Below are 26,948 nucleotides of genomic sequence, written 5' to 3' on the forward strand. Positions count from 1 at the left end.
GCGGACATGAAAGCCAAGCGCGTTGCCATCTATGCACGGGTGTCCACGGACACGCAGACCACGGAAAACCAACTTGTAGAACTGCGCGCCGCAGCGGCCCGGCACGGCTGGGAGGTTGTAGGAGAGTTCGTAGACCACGCGGTGAGCGGGGCCAAGGGCCGGGACCAGCGCCCACAGTTCGACCGCCTGCTGAAGGGCGCTGCGCGGCGGGAGTTCGACGTGATCGCCGCCTGGTCAGTAGACCGCCTGGGCCGCTCCCTACAGGATCTAGTGGGCTTCCTCGGGGAGATACAGGCCAAGGGGGTGGACCTGTACCTACAGCAACAGGGAATCGATACGACCACTCCAGGCGGCAGGATGCTATTTCAGATGTGCGGGGTGTTTGCTGAGTTCGAGCGCAGCATGATTCAGGAGCGCATTAAGTCAGGCCTGGCGCGCGCCGTTGCCCAAGGAAAACGCCTTGGCAGGCCCGAGGTATCGCCGCAGGTGGTTCAACAGGTCAAAGAGCTGCGCGCTCAAGGCCAGGGCATGATGAAGATCGCAAAGGCGGTTGGATGCGGTGTAGGCACCGTACAGCGGATAGTGGCGGAGGCGGCGGAATAGCGCCGTTGAGCATCGGCGCATGGAATGAATCGGTACCCGATTGGACATAGTGCGGCCCCTGCAATTCGGACGCGCTGTGTCGCGGCCACTAGAAAGCTATTGACGCGTCGCGCCGGACACATGTAGAGTCCGACCCGTCCACTTATTTGGACCTGCCCGCGAAACAGACCGGGCAGTGAGTTGAACCGCGATGAAACACTCGCGCCGCCAACGACTCAACCCGCTGCCAGGCTTTCATCCCCGGCACGCGGACACTAAGGGCGCTAACCAGACTGTTTTCCAAACGAGAGCGGCGCGGTTAGCGCCCTTTTGCATTTGGCCGCTGTACCCGCTCTTTAATAATCTGACCATTGGCCGCGCCCGCGTAGTGAACGGGACGCGGGCCGTACTCACCCGGCGCTGTATTTCTCACTGCCCTGCCATGCCCGGCAGAAATTCACCTGCCCGGTAACTGCGGGCCGCGCCCGGTAACGTCAACAATTGCCATCGAGGGTATTTCAGTACCCACTGGGATACAGGCACGTCTGCTGTGGCTGTATGTCGGACTCACAAGGAGAGCCATGCATCACCATCCACTTGAACAGAACACCACGGAAGCACAGTATTTTGAGAAGATCCGTAAGCCCACTGCAGGCCTGGGTGCCGCTGCGTATCGCCGTGCCGTGATCGCCCTAACCGGGACGCTTCCCTCTTGGGCCAAACCTCGCAAACCCGGTCCCAAGCCCAAGGTTGCCGCCGTTGAATGAGAAGCAAGCGGCGCATCTGACCGAGCTTGAACAGAGGCATGCCGAAGCACTGCGTCAGGCCGCCGAGCACACCCGCCGTTGTGAGGAGCTAAAGGCGATGGATGACGCGGAGTTAGCTGCGGCAAGCGCCGCGCTGGCTGTTCAGGCGGAGGTAGCCTGGGACACCTGGGAGTACCCGGAGCGGGCTTGGGCTGTACAGGACATCATGCGCTTCGAGGCCATTGAGCTGCGGCGGGCTATCAAGGGCGAGATAGCAGCTGGCCGCAATCCCTACGCCCCGGGCGGCGCGCTAGACTTCGGATTCCAGATTCAAGGCCCGAGCCTGCCTAAACGCAGTTCGATCCTGGAATGTGCCTTAGCCGATTACCGGGACTACCGCAGGCTCAATCCGCTACTGACTAGTGCGGCATTGCTCGAATTCGGTAGCGAGCTGGACTCAACTGAATGACTCGCTGTCTCGGCGTGCTCCGGCGCTTGTCAGTGCGCGCCCTTGCGCGGTCGGGCCAGCGCTTCCCCGAGGCTGCTCCGGCTCCACGTATCCACCGATCATCCCATGCGCAGGAACGCAATGCGCAAGTTTTGAGCATTCGGCTCCCGATGTTCGAATAACCCTATCCCCCTACATAGGGATAGTGGAAAAGAGGGAACAGCTTACCCCTGCTGCGCCTAATAATCCGCCGTAACTGGCATCCCAACACCTTGCAGCGCAACGTCTCATCGCCGTCCTATAAGACGGCAGGGAGGCGGCGGCGCGCGTATTTACCAAGGAATAACTATGACGATTCAAGCCACCCGTGCCCGGGAGAAGGTTCTATTGGCCGAAAAGCAGAAGTACATACGCCACCGAATGGCTGAGACGGCAAAATCAGTTACTGCGGAGGCTGACCGCGTATTCGGCCTGGCACAATTCCGCGTTTCCTACCGCATTGCGCTTCAGAAGCCGAAGGCGTATTACGCTGCGGCCCAAGAGGCCGTAGCCATCCTGCTTGCGCGGCCCTACATGCTCACGTACAAGTCTGCCGACCTGTTCGCAGAACTGACCTCGCGGGTTCAAGTGCATCTTGGCACGGATGCCGTTATAGATAAGACGTACTGGTACAAGCCCCTGACGGACTTGCAGCTAAAGGAAATAGCCCTATTGGTCAGGAATTTCCACTTTGATCCGAAGGTGCATACTCAACTGAACCTTATCGCCGACATGCTGCGGGCCGGGCCTCCTTGCGCTGATGGCGCAGCGGCCCGCCCCACCGGAGGAGACAGCAATAGCGGCTCAGTACAGTTCATCTCAAAGAAGCTTGTGCGGATCGCTGGCAAGGACCGGGCAATACGCTGGCGGCGGGATAAGCCCTATGTGCGAGATACCGACGGTACCGAGCACAATCTGCTTACCTTGCTTGGTGGCGCGGGCATCCCGGCAGAAACCGCAACCGCCTGGATGGAGCACGCCCAGGTGCGTGCGGATTGGCTGATACAACAGGCCGCCGACAAGGCTAAAAGGGTTGAGGAGGAAGCCGTCTACTCCCGCGAGATGAGCACAGAGATTGAGGCTGATGACGTTGAAGCAGCCAAGTTAGCTGCCAAGGCCTTCCGGGATGCTAGAGCAAGGCTGCATGCGGAAGCGTGACCGGCAAGTCATTACACGGAAGCCCGATCCACGCTTTGCGCTTCACGGGGTACAGCCGAGGGGGAAATACCTGACTCAAAAGCTACGCAAGCTCTCCGAGGCTGACCCTGCATTCGCCGCTGCCTTACGTCCCCGCGTTTCGTCAGCTGCCCGCTGGCAAGCCTTCACGGAAGGCAGGGCGTACTACGTCGGCGCCGCATGCAAACAGTGCGCCAGTAACAAGCGACGGGTTAACAACGGTGGTTGCTGGGCTTGTCTCATAGCAAGGAACAGGCAGCCGTTCGCCCTGATACAGCGCGGCATCCAGCCTCCTGCTAATCGCTCCGTGGAAAGCCTGCGGGACATCCAAGCACGGAAGCGTAGGGACCGAGCCGGTGAGTACGTGGAGTACCGGGAGGGCGAGTATGTGGCCCGCCAGTCACCTACAGGGCGGGTTCATCTCACCGCCTCTATCCGGGGCTGGGACATTCCCGACCTGGCCGAAAGGATGGACGGGGCGACGCTGTACCGCACCGCTGCCGCTGATCCCGCGTTCCGGACCCTGTTGGTCCGCCTGGGCTGGATTGAGGGTGGCGGCCCTGCTCAGGAAAGCGCGGCGGTATCCGAGGAACAGCAATCCGTGCCGAGTTTGCCCGAGTGGCTCGGAGGTATTGAGGTACACGCTGCCCCGGAAGTTCTGAATGGATCGCCGCTTGGCGGTGCCGTTGATGTGATCATGACGCACCGAGACGGCCAACGTTATCGGGTAGGCCTGCTTAACCTGGAGGCCCGCGATAAGGATGCGCTGTTCAAGCATTTCTGGCATCTTGTGCCCGATAGCATCCGTGCTCTTGCGGACACACCAGACGCCGCGCATACGCGTTACGTGGCTGCGAAGCTCCGCGGATACCTGCGGGGTTGAGGGAGAAAGTGATTGACGCGATTGCGGGGCTTCGCACACAATCACACCGCCGCGTAAACAATCGCGGCCTGGCTTGGCGGCCGGAATCACAGTCGGCGGACTGCCGCGCCCTGCGGCTATTTTTACGTCCGTAGTCTCTGCACGCCTCTATGGCGGGCCGAGTGGAAAGGGGTTCGCCCCTGTCGGTGCCACTGTGCCGATCCGCCAATTCTGCTCTGGCCCGCCGCCCACATCTTGGCGGATGAACGGCGGGCTTCCTGTCACAGTGGAAGTCAATCATGTCCATCACATCCAGCCTCAAGCAACGCATTAATTCCCGAGACCGCGCGGAAGGCGTTCGTCTGCAAATGACCCGCAGTAGCAGCGAGTGCAATGCCGCTTGCTACTTCAAGCGCAAAGGGTACTACGCGCATCGGCGTCAAGCAGGCTGCTAGGCAACTAGTGAGTCAAGCCATCTGCCCGCAATGCACGGGCGACAACAAAGGAAGTCATACGACTGATAGTACCCAGGGATCGACACCACAGTTGATCCCGCTTTCATCTTGGACGGACCAACAACGTTGCTCCGTTCGCGCTGCCCTTGAGCAGCACTTCAAGAGCCAATCAGAAGCAGGCAATCCACTGACACGCTTCGTGTCCTTCGAAGCTGGCCTGCAGGCCATCGAGAACGGGGAAGTATTCGCGGCCATCACGGACGGCTACCTCATCTTGTACGAGGTGGGCGCTCCCTGGTACGCCACTGCCCCACTGTGGATAGAGCAAATGGTCCTGCGCCTCGAAGAAACCCCGGGGAATTACAACACCGTCCTGCGCGCCATAGACGCACTTGTGGATTACCACGGGTGCGTAGGTGCTGTCACGGGCAATGCAGTAGGCAGGCGCGGGCTTACACGCGCATACGAGCGCGACGGCTACACGGTCGCGGCAATCCAATTACTGAAGGAAAAGAACTAATGGGACACATCGCCAAGAAGGTGGTTGACATCAGCAAAAGTGGCATGAAGAAGATTGATCCGCTGCGCGGCGGGGACGCGATCCTGGAAGCCAACGGAATCCCAACATTCACAGGTGAAGGTTCTGCCAATGTGTTCGACATGGGTAGAACCGCCCAGGCCGAGGCCGCTGCGGCGGCAGCTGCCCAACAGGCACAGGCCACACGGGACGCGGCTAACCTGCAAGCGCAGACTGCCCGTGATACAGCGAACCAGCAGGCCGCGAGCATTCGTGATCAAGCCTCGGCACAGACCGCTGCGCAGGTTGCAGCCATTAATCAGCAAGCTCAGGCGGCGCAGATCGCTGCGGCAGCTGCGGCAGCGCCACAGGAAGGGACGCCGGACGTGCAGTTGTCGTTCGGTGACGATGAGAACAATCCGCGCCGCCGCTACCAGGGCGGCTCGTCCCCTTCCATCGGAGGCACTGCTGGCGGCGTGGGCATCCGCATCTAGTGACAGAGGCGGCCCGGTGAAAGCCGGTCGCCCGCAATCTCGGCTGGCGTGAATGCTGCCTTCGGCAGGGCAGCCAGCTGGTGGGAGATTAGCCTTTGTCCCCGTTGGCCCTGAGCTTGCGCCACAGGCCGGCTTTCTTGCTGCGAACCTTTCCGCCACCCGTCTTCCCCCACGCCTTGTCCGAACCCGCTATGGCGCGCTTCCTATCGTCGGCAGCATCCAGCTTCTCCAACAGGTGCGTTGACGGAAGGTGAACGTATCGGTTCAGCATGGAGAGGGTTAGATGCCCGGTGATTCTGGATACCTCTATCTGACTCAAGCCCATTTCGAAGAACCTCGACGTGGCCTCATGGCGCGTATCGTGGAATCTGATGTCATGCACTCCTGCCCGGCGGGCTGCGTAGCCCCACATCTGAGAAACGGAGTCCGGCCGCAGTTGAAAAACCGGCCCGGAGGGCTGTGGGCCGACGCTCTCAAGCAGGGCTACCGCTGCCCTGGTGAGCGGCACAGTACGGCTATGTCCGTTCTTTGTTTCCGGCAGCAGTACCGTGCGCTTGAGCAAGTCGATGTGTTCCCATTGCATGGACATCAGCTCGCCCCGGCGCATGGCCGTCGCCACAGCAAACCTAGCGATTATGGGAAGCTCCGTAGATTCGGTGGCTGCCAGGATCTTGTTGAGTTCATCATCGGATACCCGGCGTGTGCGGCCTTTGGGCTGCGGCGGCTTTCGTGTGCGCGGAATGGGGCCGGGGAACTCTATTCCCCACTCCTCCCGTGCCAAGACATAAGCCCTGTGCAACATCCCGAGTTCGTGTGTGACGCTGCTTGCGGACACGCTGCGTAGCCTCCTCGTTTTATACGCCGACAACGCGCCCGAGGTTAACGCTGTGATTGGGAGCCGGCCGAAGTCCGCAAGCAAGAGCCGCATGGTCGAGGCGTCGTACTTGCCGGACTTCTTATGTGGCGATACTTCCAGCAGATAGCGGCGAATCAAATCGCCCACTGTGTAGTTGCTGGGCGGAGGCGGGGCTTCACTTGCGAGCGACACCGGCAATGGCTGCTCAGGGACGCCACACAGTATCTCTTCTACGGGCCGCCCACGGGCCAGCTCGGCCTCGGCCCACTTGCCCCAGGCAATGGCGTCCGCGCGTTTAAGGAACGTTCTGGACAGTTCAGGGTTCCCCTGACGCTCAATCTGACAACGCCATTTCTCTCGGAATTTTGTGACGCGGGCCATTGCCGCCTCCTTTATAAAAAAGAAGGTCCGGCAGCCCTACGGCGTGCGTATGTCAGATCGTCACCGCCTACGCGGTGCGCTAAAGGACCGAGGGCGCGAAAACACCCTCGTCGTTATTCTCGCACCGCTGGCCTGTTGTGTTGCTGAATCCAGCCGCCGCTTCTCAATCCAGCCTATCAGCCAGCTTCCACGCCTGGAGATGCACGTACACCTGGAGCATGCTGACGTTGGCATGGCCGGTGATGCTTGCTGCCTCCGCGAGGGATAGCCCTTTCTCTATGAAACGGCTAGTCGCCTCGTGTCGGCAATCATGGAATCGGAAGTCCTTGAGGCCTGCCCATTCGCATGCGCGCGGGAAGGACTGCTTCACGGCCTCGTACGTGACGCCTTCGAACACGCGGCCAGCGTGCCGGGGTATGCGCTGTAGGACCGCAACCGCCTTTAGGGACAGGGGGATACCGCGCCCCCGGCCTGTCTTGGACATGCGGACGTGCAGCATGCGCTTTTCCAGGTGGACATCATCCCATTGCAACGCCAGGAGTTCACCGCGCCGCATGGCGGTTTCCAGGGCCAGTTCGATCATGTTGCGAAGGTACCCGCCACGGGTCCGGTCTGCGGCAGACAGTAACGCGGCCTCCTCACCTTCCCGGAAACGCCTATCGCGGTGTGGCGGGTTCTTGGGCCGGCGGATTTGCTGCACGGCGTTCAGGACAACTGGGTAGCCCCACTCCTTCCGGGCGGTTTCTATGACGTGCCCTATGAGGTTCAGCTCCCGGTTCACGGTCGATCCCAACACGTCCCGCAGCCGGTTATCCCGCCATTGGCGCATCACGTCACCGGTTAGGTTGGCGAGACTGTAGGAGGCGAGGGGCGACTTGAGCAGGTGCTTTATCCGCAGCTTCTCCATGTCGCCCCCGCGCTTCAACGGGGACACCTCGGCCGCATAGCGCTCGAATAGAACGCTTAGAAGCGTCCGGTGTAGGTTGCGGTCGTCTATGAACGTTCCGGCATCTTGTGCGGCCTCCTGAGCCGCTGCCCAGCGATCCGCTGCGGACTCGGTGCTGAAGTTCCGGGAGAGGGCGACATGGCCCTTCCGGCGAACTCGGGCCTGGTAGGTGGGCCTTCCGGCATTGTCAGTGCGCTTTACTACGGTTCCCATAGGGTGCTCCTAGGTTGGGGCACCGCTGTCCTGCGAGTCATCTGCGAGTCACGGGCGGCCACTCAGTGGTAGCGCAGAAGCGCATAAGTCATTGATTTTTAATGACTGACGCGCGCCCGGATGCCTTCACACGGCAGGGGTCACAAGTTCGAAACTTGTACCGCCCACCAGGAATTCCGAAGTTAAAAAGCCGGCCTCGCGCCGGCTTTTTTGCGTCCGCTCGTGTCGAGCCTGCCGTAGTCAGCCGGATTGGATTGCCACCACCACGTAACGCCGCGCCGGTCACACCGGATGCAGCTCCCGCGCCAGGGGCAGTTTGCTGCCGGAGATCGCGCGTTCGAGCAGGACGTCGCGGCGGAAGCGGAATAGTTTGGCAGGACGACCGGCGGCGCCGCTGGCCATGGCGCCGGTTTCCTCGACCAGATCCTGCTGCTCGATCAGGCGACGGAAATTCTGCTTGTGCAAGCCACGCCCCGCCAACGCTTCCACCGCCTGCTGCAATTGCAGCAAGGTGAATTCGGCCGGCATCAACTCGAAAACCACCGGCCGATACTTGATCTTGGCGCGCAAGCGCGCAATGCCGGTGGCGAGTATGCGCCGATGGTCATGCCGCATGGGCGTGCCCGGCAACGGCACCACGGGCGGCAACGGCGGCAGGCCGGTAACGCCCTGCGCCTCCGGCACCAGCCCCACTTCGAACAGCAGCTCATAACGCTGCAGCACCATGTCCTCATTCCACGCGCCGCCATGCAGGCCGAAGCTGATGGCCGCGCGGTCGGCACGCCGCTGGCGCATGGCGGCATCGGCGGCGCCACCCACCCACGCGGCCAGGCGCGGCTCGATGACCTCCGCCATCAAGGCTCCCGGCCCCTGGCGCCGGTCTTCCCAAGGAAAATAGCGATACCAGCTCTGCCAGCCCACACTGGCCACACCCGTCTCCGCGGGCTCGCGCGTCAACCCCAGATAGCTGACGGAGATGACCTGGGTGTCGCCCAAGCCGGAACGGTCCCGGTCGGCGAAGGTATAAAGCTGCTCGACATAGCCCAAGGGATGATGGGTCTGCGTCTCCACCCAGGCACGCAAGCCCGCCTGCAGCGAGCGATGATTGGGTTCGAAAGGCCCCGCCGGCAACGCGCGCGCGTCCTCCGTGGTCAGCACACGGGGCTGGCCATCGGTCACCGCGGCGAGCACGGCGACGAGTTCGGCGGCAACGGGATTTTCCATCGGCGGGTTCGGCTGCAGACTGGCCATGCCAGGGTCTGGCGATTATACGGGGCCGGATGTCCCCCCCACTGTTCCGGCTTCTGGAATGCAGAAAACGACCAGCCCCCCTTTTTCCCGGCCGCTACCTCGGCCATCATCGTCGATCCGTGGGTCGCATGCGGCGACCCGCCTGTGCAAGATTTTTTCAGCGAGGTGGTCTACATGGAATACCGACACTTGGGCGCATCCGGTTTCACGGTGCCCGTACTCAGTTTCGGAACCGGCACGTTCGGCGGCAAAGGCGAGTTCTTCCAGGCCTGGGGCAGCACCGACGTCGCCGAAGCACGCCGCCTGATCGACATCTGCCTGGAAGCGGGCGTGACGATGTTCGACACCGCGGACATCTACTCGCGTGGCGCATCGGAGGAAGTCCTGGGCGAAGCGCTCAAGGGACGCCGTGACCAGGTCATCATCTCGACCAAGGCAACCTTCCGCTTCGACGACACCCCGAATAACGTGGGCTCGTCGCGCTTTCACCTGATACGCGCGGTCGAGGACGCGCTCAAGCGCCTGGGCACGGACTACATCGACCTGTTCCAGCTGCACGGCTTCGACGCCAAGACCCCGGTGGAAGAAGTGCTGTCGACCCTGGACACGCTGGTACGCGCCGGCAAGATCCGCTACACGGGGGTGTCCAATTTCTCCGGCTGGCACCTGATGAAATCGCAGGCCACGGCGGACCGCTACGGCTATCCGCGCTACGTCGCCAACCAGACCTACTACTCCCTGATCGGCCGCGACTACGAATGGGAGCTGATGCCGCTAGGCCAGGACCAGGGCGTGGGCGCCGTGGTGTGGAGTCCCCTGGGCTGGGGCCGCCTGACCGGCAAGATACGCCGCGGCCAGCCGCTGCCGCCCAACAGCCGGCTGCACAAGACCGCCGACATGGGCCCGCAGATGCCGGACGAATATCTCTATCGCGTCGTTGATGCACTAGACGAAGTGGCCGCCGAGACCGGCAAGACCGTGCCGCAGATCGCGCTGAACTGGCTGCTGCAACGTCCCACGGTAAGCACCGTGCTGATCGGCGCGCGCGATGAGGCGCAACTGCGCGCCAACCTGGGCGCCGTGGGCTGGAACCTGACCTCCGAGCAAGTGGCGAAGCTGGATGCCGCCAGCAAGGTGGATCGTCCCTACCCTTACTGGCATCAAGCCGGCTTCGCGGAACGTAATCCCTTCCCGACGGAATGAGGCGAAATCGCGCGGGCTAGTTCCCGCGCGACAGTATGTCCCGATCGGTCCAGGCCGCGGGAGCGCTGAGGCCCAGCAGGGCATTCACCAGCAGCTCCCGCAGGATCAATTCGTTGTCCTCCAGGTCGACCATGGCGCCGTCACCGGCCAACACCTTGAATTTCTGTGAGAGCGGATCGCAGTTGGCCAGCAGATGCATGGCCGAGCCCCGCACGAATTCATAGCGCCAGATCAGCTCGGCGCGCTTGAACTGCGGCAACGCGACCGCCAGCGCTTCGATGAACATCTGCGCATAGCCGTCCAGCTGCCTGGATACGAACAGCGTGTAGTCGCTGTCCGGCACCGCGCGCAGATGATTTTCCATGCGTACGAACAGACGCCCGCCATCGGCCGCGCGTTCGCAGGCGACCAACGGCCGCAACAAGGCCTCCAATAACACCGGAACGGGAATGGCCGTGTCGCCGAACTGCCGGCGTGCGTCTTCCAGGCGCACGCGCCGCTCGATATTCACCGGCTCCAGCACCGCCAGCAACACCGACTTCACCAGCGCCTCCTTCGAGCCGTAGTAATAGTGGATCGACGCCACGTTCACTTCCGATGCTTCGCAGATATCGCGCACGGTCGTCGCCACCGGCCCCTTGCGGGCAATCAATTCCTTGGCGGCAACCAGGATGCGATCGGGCACCGGCATGTCCGCCGCTGTCCCGTCGGTCAGCGCAAGGGTCGTATCCGACCCATCGTGGGAATCCGCCATGTCGTCCTCGATAAATCACATGTTTTAAATTGTAGTGAATGAAGATTCTAAGCGGCCCAGGCATCCGCCCACAAGCGGTAGCGATTCCGCAACGCAGCATTCGGATTTACCCCTACAGAACAAGCCCCTACAGAGAGGGACTTCGCATCAGGGCTTTCCATGAGGGAGCATTTTTTCCGCATTTGCATATTGACGCCTCAAATCCCCCTACCTAGAATCAAACAACTGTTTAATTCGGCATTCACAGCTTAAGTAGTTGAAAACAGGGACTTGTGCACTCGCAGCACGCACATGAACCCAGACATATCAAGGGGCTTTACCGTGTCCGATTCAGTCATCTCGCCTCCCGCGGCGGGCGCAACCAGTTCGCCTGGCGTTTGTGCAAGCGCAGCAAATGCCGTTGCAGCCAAACCCGGCGCTTGCGACGCCGCCGCGCCCGAACTGACCCTGGCCGTGCTTGCCGCGCATGCCGGCCTGGCGCTCTCCCCTCCACATTTAGCCGAACTGGTCGACGCCTACCGCTATGTCGGCCCGATGCTGGGCCGCATCCGCCGGGGCAATGCGCGCGCCGATGAGCCCGCGCACATCTTCGTCGCCCAGGCTTTCGACCAGGCGCTGGACCAGGCGGCCTGAGCCGCGCGCTTCCCCACAGAATCGTCACGCTGTCCGCCCGCGGCATGTCCGCGCGGCGCGCAACGTCCCAAGCAGGGCATTACGACGCGCGTCAGCGCGAAGGGTATCGCATGCACACGGATCCGACTTTCCTGACCCTGGCTGAAGCCAGCCGCTTGATTGCCACCAAGGCGCTGTCTCCTGTCGAACTGACCGAAGCCTGCCTGGCCAGGGCCGATGACGTCGACGGCGCGCTACACAGCCTTATCACTCCCACGCCCGAGCGGGCGCGCATCGAGGCACGCCTTGCTGAAGCGCAGATCATGCGCGACGGTCCGCGCAGTGCGCTGCACGGCATTCCCTACACGCTCAAGGACGTCTACGAAACCGCGGGCGTGCGCACCACCGGCCAATCGCGCCTGCTGGCCGATAACGTCCCGGCGCATGACTGTCACGCCCAGGCCGCGCTGGCCGGCGCCGGCGGCGTCTTCCTGGGCAAGACCACCACCTGGGAATTCGCGCACGGCGGACCGTCCTGGGATGTCGTCGCCCCGCCCGCCCACAATCCCTGGAACACCACGCGCCACCCCGCCGGCTCGTCATCCGGTTCTGGCGCGGCCATCGCCGCCGGCCTTTGCCTGGCGACGATGGGCACCGACACGGGCGGCTCCATCCGCATGCCGGCCGCTGCCTGCGGCATCGCGGGCATCAAGCCCACCTATGGCCGCGTCAGCCGTGTCGGCGTGCTGCCGAATTCGTTCAGCCACGACCATGCCGGTCCCATGGCCTGGACCAGCGAAGACCTGGCCATCCTGCTGAACCTCACCGCCGGCCACGATCCCCGCGATCCCGCCAGTGTCGACCTGCCGGTGCCGGACTATCGCGCCGCGCTCAATGGCGATGCGCGTGGCCTGGTGATCGGTGTGCCATGGCACTGGATGGATGAAGAGGTGCCGCTGTCACCGGGCAACCGGCGGGCGTTCGAAGCCTCGCTGGAAGTGCTGCGTGGCCTGGGCGCGACGCTTCGGCCCGTGACCTTGCCTTCCCTGCTCGAATACAACGACTGCAAACGCGTGATCGCCATGGGCGAGCTCTACGCCATCCATGAAACGGACCTGCGCACGCGGCCCGAACTGTTCGGCGCCAGCCTGCGCTATCGCATCATCTGTGGCGCGGTACTACGCGCCGAGGACTACATCCAGGCGATGCGCATGCGGACACGGCTGGCTGCCGCCATGCAGGCGGTCTACCGGACGGTGGACCTGCTGGCCGTGCCCTGCACCGAACCGGCCGGCAAGCTGGAACCCACATCGCCGCACTGGATGTTCGCGGCGCCGAACTACACCACGCCATTCAATTCCGCCGGCAATCCCGCCCTGTCCATCTGCAACGGCTACGACGACGACGGCATGCCCTATTCGCTGCAACTGGCGGGCCGCCTGTTCGACGAAGCCACCGTACTGCGCGTTGGCGATGCCTACGAAAAGGCCACGCCCTGGCGCCAGCGCCGTCCCGACATCGCCAGCTTGAGCGCGCAGTCCGCCGCCAATAAAACCAACGCCCGTGCCGCGCAGGCCACCGCGTCGTCTGATGCCGCGGCGCTTGCATGAGGCCGCCGCCACGCACCTGGCGCCGCACACCGTTTTAAACACCACACCCGCATTACCCGGCCCCCGCCGGGATCAACGTCAAACCGTGTTTCGCTTCGGAGAACCATCTTGCTCCTGAAAAAACTTGCGGCTCCCCTCATGGCCGCCGCGCTCGCCCTGGCCTTGCCCACTGCCGGCGCTCGCGCGGAATCGGTGCTACGCGTCGCCACCACCTTGTCCGACGTCCCCTTGACCACCGGCCAGGCCAGCCAGGGGGGCGAAGGGATGCGCTTCATCGGCTTCACCCTGTATGACGGCCTCATCAACTGGGACCTGTCGCGTTCGGACGTCGCCGCCAAGCTGCGTCCGGCCCTGGCCGAGAGCTGGTCGGTGGACGAGGCCACGCACACCAAGTGGACCTTCAAGCTGCGCCCCAACGTCAAGTTCCACGATGGATCGACCTTCACCGCCGATGCCGTCGTCTGGAACCTGGACAAGCTGCTCAAGCGCGACGCGCCGCAGTTCGACCAGGCCCAGGCCACGCAGGCCAGCCAATACGTGCTGAACATCGCGTCCTACCGTGTCATCGATCCGATGACCGTCGAGATCACCACCAAATCGGCCGACGCCGTGTTCCCGTTCCTGATCGCCGACGTCGGCATCTCCAGCCCGGCGCGCTACAAGGAAGTGGGCGGAGACTGGAACAAGTTCGCCATGAAGCCCTCCGGCACCGGCCCCTGGAAGCTGGACAAACTGGTGCCGCGCGAACGCGCGGAGCTGGTGCGCAACCCCGATTACTGGGATCCGAAGCGCGTGCCGAAGTCCGATCGCATGGTGCTGCTGATGATGCCGGATCCCAATACCCGCGTGGCCGCCTTGCTGTCCAAGCAGGTGGACTGGATCGAAGCGCCGCCGCCCGACACGCTGCCGCGCCTGAAGGAAGCGGGCATGCAGATCGTCACCAACATCTATCCGCATAACTGGCCTTATCAACTGAGCTATTCGGAAGGTTCGCCTTTCCGCGACATCCGCATACGCAAGGCCGCCAACCTGGCCATCGATCGCAAGGGCCTGGTGGAGTTCCTCGGCGGCACCGCCATTCCCTCCGAAGGCATGGTCGATCCCAAGCATCCGTGGTTCGGCAAGCCGAACTTCAAGATCCGCTACGACCCGGACGAGGCGCGCAAGCTGATGAAGGAAGCCGGCTACAGCCCCGAACACCCCCTGCACGTCAAGTTCGCCATCTCGACCTCGGGTTCGGGACAGATGCAGCCCCTGCCCATGAACGAATTCGTCCAGGAAAACCTCAAGGCGGTCGGCTTCGACGTCGAGCTTGAAGTGCTTGAATGGGAAGCGCTGCGCGCACGGCGCCGCGCGGGTTCCGATGCGCCGGAAAACAAGGGCGTCTACGGAATCAACAACAGCTTCGGCTATTGGGATCCGGACATCGGCCTGATCGGTACGTCGTGGTCCAAGATGAAGCCCCCGGCAGGCTACAACTGGGGCGGGTTCCAGGACAAGGAAGCCGACGAACTGGCGGCCGCCGCCAAGGTGGAATTCGATCCCGCCAAGCAGGATGCGATCCTGGCCAAGCTGCACACGCGCATCGTCGACCAGGCCATGTGGATCTGGGTGGTGCATGACCTGAACCCGCGCGCCATGGCGCCCAACGTCAAGGGTTTCGTGCAGGCCCAAAGCTGGTTCCAGGACCTGACGCCGGTCTACCTGCAGTAAGGATTGCGCCATGCTCAGATACTTCCTGCGCCGCCTGGTCTACACCCTGCCCATCGCGCTGGGCGTCACCCTGGTCTGCTTTGCCCTGGTGCATCTGGCCCCAGGCGACCCCATCAGCGCCGTGTTGCCGGAGAACGCGTCGGCCTCGGTGGTCCAGGAAATCAAGGCCGCTTATGGCTTCGACAAGCCCTTGCCCCTGCAATACCTGATCTGGCTGGGACGCGTGACGCAGGGCGACCTGGGCATGTCGATCAAGACCGGCCGCCCGGTCTCGGCGGAGATCGGCCCGGCCATCGCCAATTCCATGCTGCTGGCGGCCGCCAGCATCTTCCTGGCTTTCGTAGGGGGCTGCGCACTGGGCGCGCTGGCCGGCTACACGCGGCGGCGCGGCGTGGACCGCACGGTGACGGCCGTGGCCGTGACCGGCGTGTCGCTACCGCACTATTGGCTGGGCATGGTGCTGATCGTGTTCTTCTCGGTGGAGCTGCGCTGGCTGCCGGCCACGGGCATGGGGGGCCCGGACCTGGCGCACCTGATCCTGCCGGCGGTGACGCTGGCCGTCATTCCCATGGGCATCATCGCGCGCTCGGTGCGGGCGTCGGTCAGCGAGATCCGCCGCCAGGAATTCGTGCAGACGCTCTATGCCAAGGGCTTGCGTGGCCCGCAGGTGTTCCTGCACGTCGCCAAGAACGTGGCGCCCACCGTCATGGCGGTCATGGGCCTGCAGTTCGCCCAGATGCTGGGCGGCTCCATCCTGGTGGAAACCGTGTTCTCCTGGCCGGGCACCGGCTTCCTGCTGAACTCGGCCATCTTCACGCGCGACCTGCCCATCCTGCAGGGAACCATTCTTGTGCTGGCGATGCTGTTCGTCTTCACCAACCTGATCGTCGACGTGCTGCAGATGCTCGTCGACCCGCGCGTCAAGCGCGCCTGACGGGAGACCTCCATGCGCATGCAGACCGTACCTGCCGCCGCCGCGATCGCACCGGCCGCCGCCTTCCGCCGGCCCAGCCGAGGCTACTGGCACACCGTCAGGCGCCGCCTGTCGCGCGATCCCCTGACGCTGGCCTGTGCCGCCATCCTGCTGGCGATCATCGGCGTCGCCATCGCCGCCCCGTGGCTGGGGCTGGACGATCCTTTCAAGATGAGCATGATCCGGCGCCTCAAGCCACCCGGCTACCAGGGCCACCTGCTGGGTACCGACGAACTGGGGCGCGACATGCTGGCCCGGCTGGTCTTCGGCGCACGGCTGTCCCTGTTCACCGGCTTCGTGCCGGTGGTGCTGGCGACGCTGATCGGCGGCGGCCTGGGCATCATCGCGGGCTTCACTGGCGGGCGCTGGAACATGATCATCATGCGCCTGATCGACGTGTTCTACGCCTTTCCTTCGGTGCTGCTGGCGGTGGCCATTTCCGGCGCGCTGGGCGCCGGCCTGCTCAATAGCATCGTCTCGCTGACGCTGGTCTTCATTCCACCCATCGCGCGCATCGCCGAAAGCGTCACCACGCAGGTGCGTGAGCAGGACTTCGTGGAGGCGGCGCGCGCCACCGGCGCGTCGGGTTGGCGCATCGTGCAGGGCCATGTGCTGGCCAACGTCGTCGGTCCCATCCTGGTGTATGCCTCCAGCCTGATCAGCGTCAGCATCGTGATCGCCTCGGGCCTGAGCTTCCTGGGCCTGGGCGTCAGCCCGCCCAACGCCGAATGGGGCCTGATGCTGAACACCTTGCGCCAGGCCATCTACGTCGCACCGATGACCGCCATCCTGCCCGGCATCATGATTTTCGTGACCTCGATGTGCTTCAACCTGATGAGCGACGGCCTGCGTAGTGCCATGGACGTCAAGAACGGATAAGGAGCGCCACATGCTATTCCGAGGCAAGAAGCAGACTCGTCCAAAAATTTCCAACAGCGTCTCCCCCGGCGCGGCCCGCGACGGCGACGCGCTGCGCCTGCTGGACCGCGACAGCGGCCCCGATCCGCGCGATCGGGGCGGCCCGGCCCAGCCCATGCTGATCGTCAAGGACTTGCAGAAGCACTACGACATCGGCCGGACGGCATTGCGCGGCCCGCGCAGCGTCGTGCGCGCCGTCGATGGTGTCAGCTTCGACGTCGCCAAGGGCGAGACCCTGGGCATCGTCGGCGAGTCGGGCTGTGGCAAGTCCACCACCGCGCGCCTGCTGATGCACCTGATCGAACCGGACGCGGGCTCGGTGATCTTCGACGGCGAGGAAGTATCCGATGTCCGCGGCATCAGTGTGCGCGACCTGCGCCGCAATATGCAGATGGTGTTCCAGGACAGCTACGCCTCGCTCAATCCGCGCCTGACGCTGGCCGACAGCATCGCCTTCGGCCCGGCCGTCGGTGGCATGCCGCGCGCGCAGGCGCGGGCCCGGGCGCTGACGCTGCTGCGCATGGTGGGACTGGACCCGGAAAGCTACGCCCAGCGTTATCCGCATGAACTGTCCGGTGGGCAGCGGCAGCGTGTCAACATCGCCCGCGCGCTGGCCATGGGTCCGCGCGTGCTGATCCTCGACGAGTCGGTCTCGGCGCTGGACAAGTCGGTCGAAGCGCAGGTGCTGAACCTGTTGCGCGAACTCAAGCGTGATCTCGGCCTGACGTATATCTTCATCTCCCACGACCTGAACGTGGTGCAGTACATCAGCGATCGCGTGATGGTGATGTACCTGGGCCAGGTGGTGGAGTCGGGACCGGTGGATCGCATCTACGGCGCTACCCGCCATCCCTATACCGCCGCATTGCTGTCATCGCGGCCTTCGATGGATCCGCGCAGGCGCGTGGCGCAGCCGCCGCTGTCCGGCGATCCCCCCAACCCGATCAATCCGCCTTCGGGCTGCCGCTTCCGCACCCGCTGCCCCCGCGCGCAGGAACGCTGCGCGGCCGAGGCCCCCGCGCTGGCGGCGGCGCCGGACCACGAGGGCCACCTGACCGCCTGCCATTTCCCGCTGACGGCCGCCGACAGTTCGGCATCGACCGGCGCCGCCGCCCTGCACGCGGCCAGCGACGCTGCCGGCACCAAGACCGCCACCCGCCTGCTGCGCCTGCAGGCTTGAGGAGACCGCCATGACAGATCCCAGCCCCACTTCGGCACTGGTCCAGGTGCAGGACCTGACCGTGCGTTTTTCCAACCGCGACATGAACCTGCCGGTCGTCAACGGCGTCAGCTTCACCTTGAACCAGGGCGAAGTCCTGTGCTTGCTGGGCGAATCGGGTTCAGGCAAAAGCGTGACCATGCGCGCGCTGATGCGGCTGTTGCCTGACAGCGCGCAGCTGGGCGGCCAGGTGCGCGTGGACGGCACCGACGTCCTGGCCTTGCCGCGCAAGAAGCTGCCGGACATCCGCGGTTCCCTGATCTCCATGATCTTCCAGGAGCCGCTTACCGCCCTGGATCCGGTGTACACCATCGGCCAGCAGATCGCCGAGACCGTGCGGCGCCACGACGGCTGCGATCGCCGCGCCGCCATGCGCCGCGCGCTCGATCTGCTGGAGCTGGTGCAGATTCCTTCGGCGGCCCGGCGCCTGGCCGCGTATCCGCACGAACTGTCTGGCGGCCTGCGCCAGCGCGCCATGATCGCCCTGGCCCTGTCCTGCCGGCCCAAGCTGTTGCTGGCGGACGAGCCGACCACCGCGCTCGACGCCACGGTGCAGATCCAGGTGCTGCTGCTGATGCGCGAGCTGCAACGCGAATTGGGCATGGCCACCATCTTCGTCACGCACGACCTTGGCGTGGCCTGCGAAGTGGCCGACAAGGTGGCCGTGATGTATGCCGGCCGCTTCGTCGAGACTGGCGCCATCGCGGACATCATGGACCATCCCGCCCATCCCTATACCCAAGGCCTGCTGCGCTCGACCGTCCATGGCGGCCAGCGCGGCGAAGACCTGGCGCCCATCCCGGGCGCGCCCCCGGACCTGGCGGCATTGCCGCCCGGCTGCTGCTTCGCGCCGCGTTGCGGCGTGCGCCAGGCCGTGTGCGACAGCGCGGTGCCCGCCCTGTCCGGGCGCGAAGGCGCCGGCCACGCGGCGCGCTGCATCCTGCCCCCTTCCCAGATCACCCTTCTACAGGAACATTCCGCATGAGCGCCGAGCGTTATCACCTGTCCGTCGGCGAAGCCGCCCGCCTGCTGCAAGCGCGCAAGCTGTCGCCGGTCGAACTGCTGGAAGATTTCCTGGCGCGCATCGAAGCCGTCGACGCCCGCGTGCACAGCTACCTGCTGGTCACCGCCGACAGCGCGCGCGCCAGCGCACGCCAGGCCGAAGCCGACATCATGGCCGGACGTTGGCGTGGACCGCTGCACGGCATCCCTTACGCGGTGAAGGACAACTATTACACCCGCGGCGTGCGCACCTGCGCCGGCTCGCGGCTGCTACTGGACTTCGTGCCCGACCACGATGCGGCGGCCATCGAAAGCCTGCGCGACGCCGGCGCCATCCTGCTGGGCAAGCTGAACACATGGGAATACGGCACCGGCACCGGCGCCGTGCATTTCGACCTGCCCTTCGAGCCCGCGCGCAATCCCTGGAACCTGGATCACTTCACCGGCGGCTCATCGACCGGCGCCGGCGCTTCAGTGGCAGCCGGGACCGCCATGTTCGCGCTGGGCTCGGACACCGGCGGATCGGTGCGCCTGCCGGCAGCCGCCTGCGGCCTGCAAGGAATGAAGCCGACCTACGGCCGCGTCAGCCGCCATGGCATCCTGCCCAACTGCTACACCCTGGACGTGCCGGGACCGCTGACCTGGACCGTGGAAGACAGCGCCATCGCGCTGCGCGCCATGGCCGGCCACGATGCGCGTGACCCCGGCAGCGTGGACGTGCCCGTGCCGGATTACCTGGCGGGCCTCGAACGCGGGGTGCGCGGGTTGCGGATAGGGATCGTGCGCGACCTGGGCGCCGAAGGCGAGCGGGTCGATGCCGCCAACTGGCAAGGCATCGAGGACATGGCGCGCGTACTGGCCGCGCAAGGCGCGACGCTGGTCGACGTGTGCCTGCCGGCAACCGTGACCGACTACCGCCAGGCCAGCTCGGTCATCAACTGGACCGAATCGCTGTCCATCCACGAGCAGGACTTCATGACGCGGGCCGCCGACATGGGACAGGCCCTGCGCGACAAGATGATGAACGGCTTCATGACGCGCGCAGTCGACTACCTGGCCGCGCAACGCCGGCGGCGCGAGCTGGCCGCCGCCACGGACGCGCTGCTGCGCAGTGTCGATGCCCTGGTGCTGCCCTGCGCCTTCCATACCGCGCCGCCATTCGCCGACCCCGACCGCGTCATCGCGTACACCTCCGACACCGCCTGCCCGCCCTTCAATATGTCCGGGCATCCGGCCATGGCTGTCTGCACCGGCTTCGACGGCGCCGGCCTGCCGACGAATGCGCAGATCGTCGGCCGCTGGTTCGATGAAAGCACGGTATTCCAGGTGGCCAGGGCCTACGAACGCGACACCGGCTGGCGCGCGCATCGCCCCCAACTCTGATCGCGTCCGCAGCCCCCCTCACACCTGTCTCGCCAAGGGAAGATCATGCCCCTCACCCAGGACCGCGCGTTGTTTCACCTTTCGGCCGGCGAAGCTGCCCGCCTGTTGCAGGCCCGCGAACTGTCGCCGGTCGAACTGCTGGATGATTTCCTGGCGCGCATCGAAGCCGTCGACGCGCGCGTGCACAGCTATCTGCTGGTCACCGCCGACAGCGCGCGCGCCAGCGCACGCCAGGCCGAGGCCGACATCATGGCGGGCCGTTGGCGCGGACCGCTGCACGGCATCCCCTACGCGGTGAAGGACAACTACTACACGCGCGGCGTGCGCACCTGCGGCGGCTCGCGGCTGCTGCTGGACTTCGTGCCCGATCACGACGCCGCGGTGGTGGAGAAACTGGCCGACGCGGGCGCGGTGTTGCTGGGCAAGCTCAACACGTGGGAATACGGCACCGGCAACGGCGGCGTCTACTTCGACCTGCCTTTCGAACCGGCCCGCAATCCCTGGAATCTCGACCACTTCACGGGCGGCTCGTCCACGGGTTCCGGCGCTGCGGTGGCCGCCGGCACCGCCATGGTGGCGATGGGATCCGACACCACCGGGTCGGTGCGGCTGCCGGCGGCCGCCTGCGGCTTGCAAGGCATGAAACCGACCTATGGCCGCATCAGCCGGCACGGCATCCTGCCCAATTGCTATTCCATGGACACCCCGGGGCCGCTGACCTGGACGGTGGAAGACAGTGCCATCATGCTGCGCGCGGTGGCGGGCCACGACGCGCGCGATCCTGGCAGCGCCAATGTACCGGTGGCGGATTACCTGGCCGCGCTGGAACGAGGTGTGCGCGGCCTGACCATAGGCGTGCTGCGCGACCTGGGTAATGAAACCGGCCTGGTCGATGCCGCCAATCGCGCGGGCCTGGAAGACATGGCGCGGGTCTTGCAGGCGCAAGGCGCCCGCCTGGTCGATGTGGTGCTGCCGGCCCCGGTGTCGGATTACCGCGCGGTGACGTCCGTCATCAACTGGAGCGAATCGCTCACCATCCATGAACGCGACCTGCAGGAACGGGGCGCCGACATGGGCTACGCGCTGCGCGACAAGCTGATGTCGGGCTACACCACGCGCGCGGTCGACTACCTGGCGGCGCAACGGCGACGGCGCGAACTGACCGATGCCACCAATGCCATGCTGAATTCGGTCGATGCCGTGATCGCGCCCTGCGCCTACCACGTGGCGCCGCCCTTCGCGGATAACGACATCCTGCGCACATTCACCAGCGAGAACGCCTGCCCGCCTTTCAACGCATCCGGCCACCCCGCCATGACCCTCTGCACCGGCTTCGATGCGGGCGGCCTGCCCACCAACGCCCAGGTCGTCGGACGCTGGTTCGACGAGGTCACCGTGCTGCAGGTGGCGCGCGCCTACGAACGCGAGACCGACTGGCGCGCACAACGCCCGCGGATCTGACTTGCGCTCATTGTTGTCAGCCCTCTTTCGTCTCCTGCTTCCTGTTTCCTGTTCCCTGCTTCCTGCTAACCCTTTCCCGTTTTCCACGTCTTTCACCTGGAGCTTGCCATGCCTCTGGAAACTACCCCCGCCTGGAGCGCCGATGACATCGCCGCTCATTGCCGGCGCTACGGCCTGACGCTACCGGCCGCGATGCTGGCCCGCATGCACGAACTGTCCGCCAACGTCACCCGCACCGGTCTGGCGATACCGCGCCAGCCCATCAAGGACAACGAGCCGGCCCTGGTGTTCGCCATGCCGACCCCGACGCCCATCCAACGCTGACATCGAGGATTTGCCATGCAGCCCTATGAATTGACCGCCTCCGAAGCGTCGGCGCTGATTGCCGACCGCAAGCTGTCCGTGGAGGAACTGGCCCGCTCCACGCTGGACTATATCGCCGCACGCGAGCCGGTGATCCGCGCGTGGAGCCACGTCGATCCCGACCTTGTCCTGCGCAATGCGCGGGAACTGGACAAGACCTCCCCGCGCAGTCCTCTGCATGGCTTGACCTTCGGGGTCAAGGACGTGATCGATACCTTCGACATGCCCACCCAGCACAACTCGCCGCTTTACGTAAACCACCGTCCGGGCCAGGACGCCGCCTGCGTGGCGGTGGTGCGCCATAGCGGCGCGCTGGTCGTCGGCAAGACCGACACGGTTGAATTCGCGTCCGGCGGACGGCGCGCCGCCAGCCGCAACTCACACAACCTGGCGCACACGCCGGGCGGCTCTTCGTCGGGCTCCGGCGCGGCTGTCGGCGATCGCCAGGTGCAGCTGGCCTTCGGCACGCAGACTGGCGGTTCCCACATCCGCCCCGCTGCTTTCAACGGGATCTACGGCATCAAGCCCACCCATGGCATCGTCAGCCGGGAAGGCGCCAAGATGTACTCGCACACGCTGGACACCATAGGGTGGTATGGGCGCTCGGTCGCCGACCTGCAATTGGTGGGGAAGGCTTTCAGGCTGCCCGGCATGGTAGAAGCTCAACCCCAGACTCAAACCCAGGCCCAGGCGCCGTCGCTGCGCGGCTTGCGCGTGGCCCTGTGCCGCGGCCCCAACTGGGAGGCCGCCGATGCCTGGGGCCGGGCCGCGCTCATGGAAGCGGGCAAGCGCCTGGAAGCAGCCGGCGCGAAGGTGGTGGAGTTCGATCTGTCCGCGCCTTTCAACGGGCTCGATGCCGCGCAACAGACGGTGATGCGGGGCGAAGGCCGCGCCGCCTTCCTGCCGGACTACCTGGGGCGCCACCATCTGCTGCACCAGGACTTCCGCGATCTGGTGGAGAACGCGCGCGAGATCACGCCGGCGCAGTTGGCCGAGGCTTACGACCTGGCCGCGCGTTGCCGCGCCGAGTTCGATACGCTGTTCGCCACCACCAGCGGGGGCCGCGGCGGCGAGTTCGACGTCCTGATGACGCCGCCCTCGCCCGGTGAAGCCCCCGAGGGCCTGCAGGACACGGGCAATCCCACCTTCAACGCGATGTGGACCTTGTTGCACGTCCCCTGCGTCGGCATTCCGGTGGGCAAGAGCGAGCGCGCGCTACCCCTGGGCATCCAGCTGGTGGGACCGCGCTTCTCCGACGCGCAGCTGCTGGCCATCGCGGCGGCGTGCGCGCCGGCCATTCATGCCGGCGGCCGCCTCGACCCGATCGCCTTGGGGTAAGCCTGGGAGGCTCAGCCCTGCGATCCTGGCTTCGGGATCCTGGCTTCGGGTGCCTGGCTTCCGGGCCCCGGCCTCAGGTCCCCAGCAGGTCCTCGATCATGATGGGCAGCTCCCGCTTGCGCACCCCGGTGGCGTGATACACGGCATTGCCGATCGCCGCCGCGGTGCCCGCCAGACCGATCTCGCCGACGCCGCGCGCGCCCAGTTCGTTGAGCACCGGGTCGGGATAATCCAGGAACGTGACGTCTATCCTGGGACTGTCGGCATGGGTGGCAACGATGTAGTCGGCCAGATTGCGGTTCACCGGCGCGCCGGTGGCGGGGTCATAGTGGGTGTGTTCGAACAGCGCCATCCCCACACCCATGACCACCGCGCCCTCGACCTGGTTGCGCGCCGCGCGCGGATTGAGCATGCGGCCGGCATCGATCACCGTGACGATGCGGTTGACGCGCAGGCGGGCGATTTCAGGCCACCACATCACTTCGACGAAGTGCGCGCCGTAGGAATTGATCGACCACTTCTTTTTCAGGGGATCGCCGCTCAAGCCGCCCTCCGCCGCATTGGCATCGGCGGTGATCGCGCCAAGCCCCGCCTCGGCCACGATGTCCCCATAGGGAACCCCGGACTGCGCGTCGGCCTCCTTGGCATGGACGCGGCCCGCGCTCATCGCCAGCGTATCCGGCTTGCGATCCGCATAGGCCTTGGTCTTGGTGGCCGTCTTCAGCAACTTCTTGACCGCGCCGCGCGTGGCCTGCAGCACTGCCGGGATGACCGATGCCGTGACGGTGGAGCCGCCGGAAAGCGGCCCCTCCGGCAACGCGGTGTCACCCAGGACGACCTCGATGCGCTCCAGGGCAATGCCGGTTACCTCGCTGACCAGTTGCGCCATGATGGTATAGGTTCCCGTACCCAGGTCCTGCGTTGCGCAGGCCACCCGCGCCGTGCCATCGGCACGCAAGGTCACGCTGGCCTGGGCAGGCTGGCGCGCCCCCAGCCAGGAACAGGCAGCCATGCCCCATCCCAGGATGGCACCGTCTCCCCGCATGGACCCCACCGCGGGATTGCGCTCAGCCCAGCCGAAGCGTTCGGCCCCCACGCGCAGGCTTTCCACCAGGTGCCGCGAGGAAAACGGCAGGCCATTGCCTTCGTCGTGATCCGGTTCGTTGCGCAGGCGCAGTTCCAGCGGATCCATGTTCAAGGCCAGCGCCAGCTCGTCCATGGCGGATTCCAGCGCGTAGAGCCCCGGCACCGCGCCTGGCCCCCGCATGGAGGTGGGCGTGCCGATATGCCGGCGTGCCAGGCCCGCGGTCACGCGCAGGTTCGCCGTGCGGTACATATGCGGCGTGGCTTCGCCGCAGCTTTCCTCGTAGTCATCCAGGATGGAGGTCTGGTTCAAGTAGTCCTGCCGCAGGGACAGCAGCCTGCCGTCGTGCTCCGCGCCCAGGCGCATGCGCTGCTGCGTGCGCGGCCGGTGCCCGACGTTCTGGAACATCATGGCACGCGTCAGCACCAGCTTGACCGGCACGCCCAGCTGCCGCGCGGCGCACGCGGCCAGGGCCGCATGGGGCCAGGGCCAAAGCTTGCCACCGAAGCCGGACCCCAGAAAGCGCGTGATCACGCGGACGTTTTCCTTGCTGGTCCCCAGCATCTGCACCATCACGGCCTGGTGGTTGACGACGGCTTGCGAGGTCTCGTACAGCGTGTAGGCCTCGCCATCCCACACTGCCACGGTGGCATGCAGCTCGATGGGATTGTGGGTTTCGGCGGGGGTGGCATAGGTCTGGTCGACGCGCACCGGCGCGGCGTCGTAGGCACCCGCCGCATCGCCCCGTTCGCTCTTTACTTCGGGCGCGTCCTTGCTTTCCAGATGCGGATCGACATCCGGCGCCGCCGCGACATAGTTGACGTGCACGGCAGCGGCAGCGGCGGTGGCCTGCTCGAACGTGTCGGCCACCACCAGCGCCACATACTGGCCGTAGTAGCGGATCACATCGTCATCGAAAGGCGGGCGTGCTTCGTCCAGCATCGCGCCCTGCACCCGGTACAGGGGGCCGATATTGCCGCGATGCAAGACCAGGCGCACGCCCGGCATGCCCTCGGCGGCTGCCGTATCCAGCGCCGCGATGCGGCCGTGGGCAATCGTGCTGCACACGGGCACGGCGTAGCGCATGCCGATGAAATGGAAGTCGGCGGTATAGGTGGCCTGGCCGCTGACTTTCAGGGGCCCGTCGATACGGCTGACTGCCTTGCCGATGACGGCATAGCCAGTAGACGCCGGCGCGGCCGTCGTCGGTTTTTCTGCAACAGTGGACATGGTCGCTCCTTATCCTGCTTGTCGTGCGCGTCGTGCCCAGCGGCTCGTCGTGCTCATGCTGCTTACGCGGCTTACGCTGTTCAACGTGAAACTCCGGCGCCGGCGGCGGCCGGCTCCGCGGCTGCCTGGCGCAAGGCCTGCACCAGGCAACGGCGTGCAAGTTCCACCTTGAAGCCGTTATCCCGCAGCGGCCGGGCATCGCGCAGCGCGGCATCCGCCGCGGCGCGGAAGACACCCTCGTCGGGCGCCTGGCCCTGCAGCAGGGCTTCCGCTTCGGGCGCGCGCCAAGGCCGTGTACCGACCCCGCCCAGGGCCACCCGCACGTGGTCGATACGCCCATCGGCGATACCCAGGACCACCGCGGCAGAAGCCAGGGCAAATTCGTAGGAGGCGCGGTCGCGCAGCTTCAGGTACACCGACCGGCTGCCCTGGCGCGGCGCCGGCAAGGACACATGCGTCACCAGATCCCCCGCTTGCAAGACCGTCTCCCGCTGCGGCGTGTCGCCGGGCAGGTAGAAGAAGTCGCCGATGGGAACCGTGCGCCGACCCTGCATCCCCTCGATGTGTACCGTGGCCTCCAATGCCATCAAGGCCACGTTCATGTCCGATGGATTGCTGGCCACGCAGTGCTCGCTGGTTCCCAGCACCGCCAGGTTGCGATGGAAGCCCTGGATGGCCGGACAGCCGCTGCCGGGATCGCGCTTGTTGCACGGCGACGCGGGGTCACGGAAATAGACGCAGCGAGTGCGCTGCAGCAGATTGCCGCCGGTGCTCGCCATATTGCGCAGTTGCGCGGAAGCTCCCGCCATCAAGGCTTGCGACAAGACAGCATAGTCGACCTGGACGATCTCGTCCTGCGCCAGATCCGCATTGCGCACCAGCGCGCCAATCAGCAGGCCGCCGTCCGGCGTCGACTCGACCTCGTCCAGCGGCAGGCGATTGATGTCGACCACATATTCGGGCTGTTCGACGTCCAGCTTCATCAGGTCGACCAGCGTGGTGCCTCCAGCCAGGAAGCGCACCCGGGCGCCCTGCTGGGCGGTAGGCGACGCGCCTCCGGCCCGCACCGCGGCCGCGACATCGGCGGCTCGCACGAAATGGAAGTTCTGCATGGCTGCC

General features: G+C 65.3%; 24 protein-coding genes and 1 tRNA gene. 19 read left to right on the top strand and 6 right to left on the bottom strand.

Features of this window, described 5'->3' with window-relative positions; genetic code table 11:
* The first annotated feature begins 6 nt into the window (after nt 1-6).
* The 6 genes from CEY05_RS13250 (at nt 7) to CEY05_RS13275 (ending at nt 5,319) form a co-directional block, all read left to right on the top strand.
* A complete protein-coding gene (locus CEY05_RS13250; RefSeq protein WP_088598800.1) occupies nt 7-603 on the top strand; it encodes a recombinase family protein in 597 nt (198 codons plus the stop codon).
* A gap of 738 nt (nt 604-1,341) precedes the next feature.
* Nucleotides 1,342-1,797, top strand: coding sequence for a hypothetical protein (locus CEY05_RS13255; RefSeq protein ID WP_088598801.1), 456 nt, complete (start codon nt 1,342-1,344; stop codon nt 1,795-1,797).
* A gap of 327 nt (nt 1,798-2,124) precedes the next feature.
* Complete coding sequence (locus tag CEY05_RS13260) at nt 2,125-2,973, top strand: hypothetical protein (RefSeq protein ID WP_088598802.1); 849 nt, start codon at nt 2,125-2,127, stop codon at nt 2,971-2,973.
* A gap of 382 nt (nt 2,974-3,355) precedes the next feature.
* The gene (locus tag CEY05_RS13265) at nt 3,356-3,874 is read left to right on the top strand and encodes a hypothetical protein (protein WP_143220427.1); all 519 of its coding nucleotides are present in this window, start codon (nt 3,356-3,358) and stop codon (nt 3,872-3,874) included.
* Nucleotides 3,875-4,315: 441 nt separating this feature from the next.
* Complete coding sequence (locus CEY05_RS30940) at nt 4,316-4,828, top strand: hypothetical protein (protein WP_143220429.1); 513 nt, start codon at nt 4,316-4,318, stop codon at nt 4,826-4,828.
* Nucleotides 4,828-5,319: a hypothetical protein gene (locus CEY05_RS13275; RefSeq protein WP_088598805.1), complete on the top strand. Its 492-nt coding sequence runs from the start codon at nt 4,828-4,830 to the stop codon at nt 5,317-5,319. Before CEY05_RS30940 ends, CEY05_RS13275 begins: the two co-directional genes overlap by 1 nt.
* Nucleotides 5,320-5,407: 88 nt before the next feature.
* Here the strand turns inward: CEY05_RS13275 and CEY05_RS13280 are convergent, their stop codons facing one another.
* Together CEY05_RS13280 and CEY05_RS13285 are read right to left on the bottom strand one after the other, a co-directional pair.
* Entirely contained in the window at nt 5,408-6,556 is a 1,149-nt protein-coding gene (locus CEY05_RS13280) for a site-specific integrase (protein WP_088598806.1), read from the bottom strand.
* Between the two features lie 163 nt (nt 6,557-6,719).
* On the bottom strand, nt 6,720-7,715 hold the full coding sequence (locus CEY05_RS13285) for a site-specific integrase (RefSeq protein ID WP_233161508.1): 996 nt from the start codon (nt 7,713-7,715) through the stop codon (nt 6,720-6,722).
* 52 nt (nt 7,716-7,767) lie between these two features.
* Here CEY05_RS13285 and CEY05_RS31250 point away from each other — a divergent pair.
* A tRNA-Val gene (locus tag CEY05_RS31250) sits at nt 7,768-7,885 on the top strand.
* Between the two features lie 112 nt (nt 7,886-7,997).
* On the opposite strand, the gene CEY05_RS13290 is transcribed toward CEY05_RS31250, so the two are convergent.
* Nucleotides 7,998-8,939: a hypothetical protein gene (locus tag CEY05_RS13290; protein WP_369825940.1), complete on the bottom strand. Its 942-nt coding sequence runs from the start codon at nt 8,937-8,939 to the stop codon at nt 7,998-8,000.
* 201 nt (nt 8,940-9,140) lie between these two features.
* Here CEY05_RS13290 and CEY05_RS13295 point away from each other — a divergent pair, with 201 nt between their 5' ends.
* Entirely contained in the window at nt 9,141-10,169 is a 1,029-nt protein-coding gene (locus CEY05_RS13295) for an aldo/keto reductase (RefSeq protein WP_088599207.1), read from the top strand.
* A gap of 16 nt (nt 10,170-10,185) precedes the next feature.
* Here CEY05_RS13295 and CEY05_RS13300 read toward each other — a convergent pair whose 3' ends face one another.
* Nucleotides 10,186-10,923 (bottom strand): TetR/AcrR family transcriptional regulator, encoded by a 738-nt coding sequence (locus CEY05_RS13300; protein ID WP_088598808.1) that lies wholly within the window; start codon nt 10,921-10,923, stop codon nt 10,186-10,188.
* A gap of 321 nt (nt 10,924-11,244) precedes the next feature.
* On the opposite strand from CEY05_RS13300, the gene CEY05_RS13305 reads away from it, so the two are divergent.
* The 11 genes from CEY05_RS13305 to CEY05_RS13355 all read left to right on the top strand — a co-directional run bounded on the left by CEY05_RS13305 (nt 11,245) and on the right by CEY05_RS13355 (nt 23,515).
* Nucleotides 11,245-11,556: a hypothetical protein gene (locus CEY05_RS13305; RefSeq protein WP_088598809.1), complete on the top strand. Its 312-nt coding sequence runs from the start codon at nt 11,245-11,247 to the stop codon at nt 11,554-11,556.
* A gap of 110 nt (nt 11,557-11,666) precedes the next feature.
* The gene (locus tag CEY05_RS13310; protein WP_158219335.1) at nt 11,667-13,145 is read left to right on the top strand and encodes an amidase; all 1,479 of its coding nucleotides are present in this window, start codon (nt 11,667-11,669) and stop codon (nt 13,143-13,145) included.
* Between the two features lie 108 nt (nt 13,146-13,253).
* Nucleotides 13,254-14,858, top strand: a complete 1,605-nt coding sequence (locus CEY05_RS13315; RefSeq protein WP_233161509.1) for an ABC transporter substrate-binding protein — start codon at nt 13,254-13,256, stop codon at nt 14,856-14,858.
* 10 nt (nt 14,859-14,868) lie between these two features.
* Entirely contained in the window at nt 14,869-15,792 is a 924-nt protein-coding gene (locus CEY05_RS13320) for an ABC transporter permease (RefSeq protein ID WP_088598812.1), read from the top strand.
* A gap of 12 nt (nt 15,793-15,804) precedes the next feature.
* On the top strand, nt 15,805-16,710 hold the full coding sequence (locus tag CEY05_RS13325) for an ABC transporter permease (RefSeq protein WP_369825941.1): 906 nt from the start codon (nt 15,805-15,807) through the stop codon (nt 16,708-16,710).
* A gap of 154 nt (nt 16,711-16,864) precedes the next feature.
* Nucleotides 16,865-17,929: an ABC transporter ATP-binding protein gene (locus CEY05_RS13330; protein WP_233161552.1), complete on the top strand. Its 1,065-nt coding sequence runs from the start codon at nt 16,865-16,867 to the stop codon at nt 17,927-17,929.
* Nucleotides 17,930-17,939: 10 nt separating this feature from the next.
* Nucleotides 17,940-18,953, top strand: coding sequence for an ABC transporter ATP-binding protein (locus CEY05_RS13335; RefSeq protein WP_088598814.1), 1,014 nt, complete (start codon nt 17,940-17,942; stop codon nt 18,951-18,953).
* Nucleotides 18,950-20,353, top strand: coding sequence for an amidase (locus CEY05_RS13340; protein WP_088598815.1), 1,404 nt, complete (start codon nt 18,950-18,952; stop codon nt 20,351-20,353). Before CEY05_RS13335 ends, CEY05_RS13340 begins: the two co-directional genes overlap by 4 nt.
* Before the next feature lie 45 nt (nt 20,354-20,398).
* The gene (locus CEY05_RS13345) at nt 20,399-21,814 is read left to right on the top strand and encodes an amidase (RefSeq protein ID WP_088598816.1); all 1,416 of its coding nucleotides are present in this window, start codon (nt 20,399-20,401) and stop codon (nt 21,812-21,814) included.
* A gap of 108 nt (nt 21,815-21,922) precedes the next feature.
* Nucleotides 21,923-22,138: a hypothetical protein gene (locus CEY05_RS13350; RefSeq protein ID WP_088598817.1), complete on the top strand. Its 216-nt coding sequence runs from the start codon at nt 21,923-21,925 to the stop codon at nt 22,136-22,138.
* A 15-nt stretch (nt 22,139-22,153) separates the two neighbouring features.
* Nucleotides 22,154-23,515 carry an amidase gene (locus CEY05_RS13355; protein ID WP_088598818.1) on the top strand — a complete coding sequence of 454 codons (1,362 nt, stop codon included), beginning with the start codon at nt 22,154-22,156 and terminating at the stop codon, nt 23,513-23,515.
* 73 nt (nt 23,516-23,588) lie between these two features.
* Here CEY05_RS13355 and CEY05_RS13360 read toward each other — a convergent pair whose 3' ends face one another.
* Together CEY05_RS13360 and CEY05_RS13365 are read right to left on the bottom strand one after the other, a co-directional pair.
* Complete coding sequence (locus CEY05_RS13360) at nt 23,589-25,829, bottom strand: xanthine dehydrogenase family protein molybdopterin-binding subunit (RefSeq protein WP_088598819.1); 2,241 nt, start codon at nt 25,827-25,829, stop codon at nt 23,589-23,591.
* A gap of 80 nt (nt 25,830-25,909) precedes the next feature.
* Nucleotides 25,910-26,941 carry a xanthine dehydrogenase family protein subunit M gene (locus tag CEY05_RS13365; protein WP_088598820.1) on the bottom strand — a complete coding sequence of 344 codons (1,032 nt, stop codon included), beginning with the start codon at nt 26,939-26,941 and terminating at the stop codon, nt 25,910-25,912.
* Between the last annotated feature and the right edge of the window lie 7 nt (nt 26,942-26,948).

The organism is Achromobacter sp. HZ34, assembly GCF_002209485.1.
Taxonomy (GTDB): Bacteria; Pseudomonadota; Gammaproteobacteria; order Burkholderiales; family Burkholderiaceae_B; genus Bordetella_C.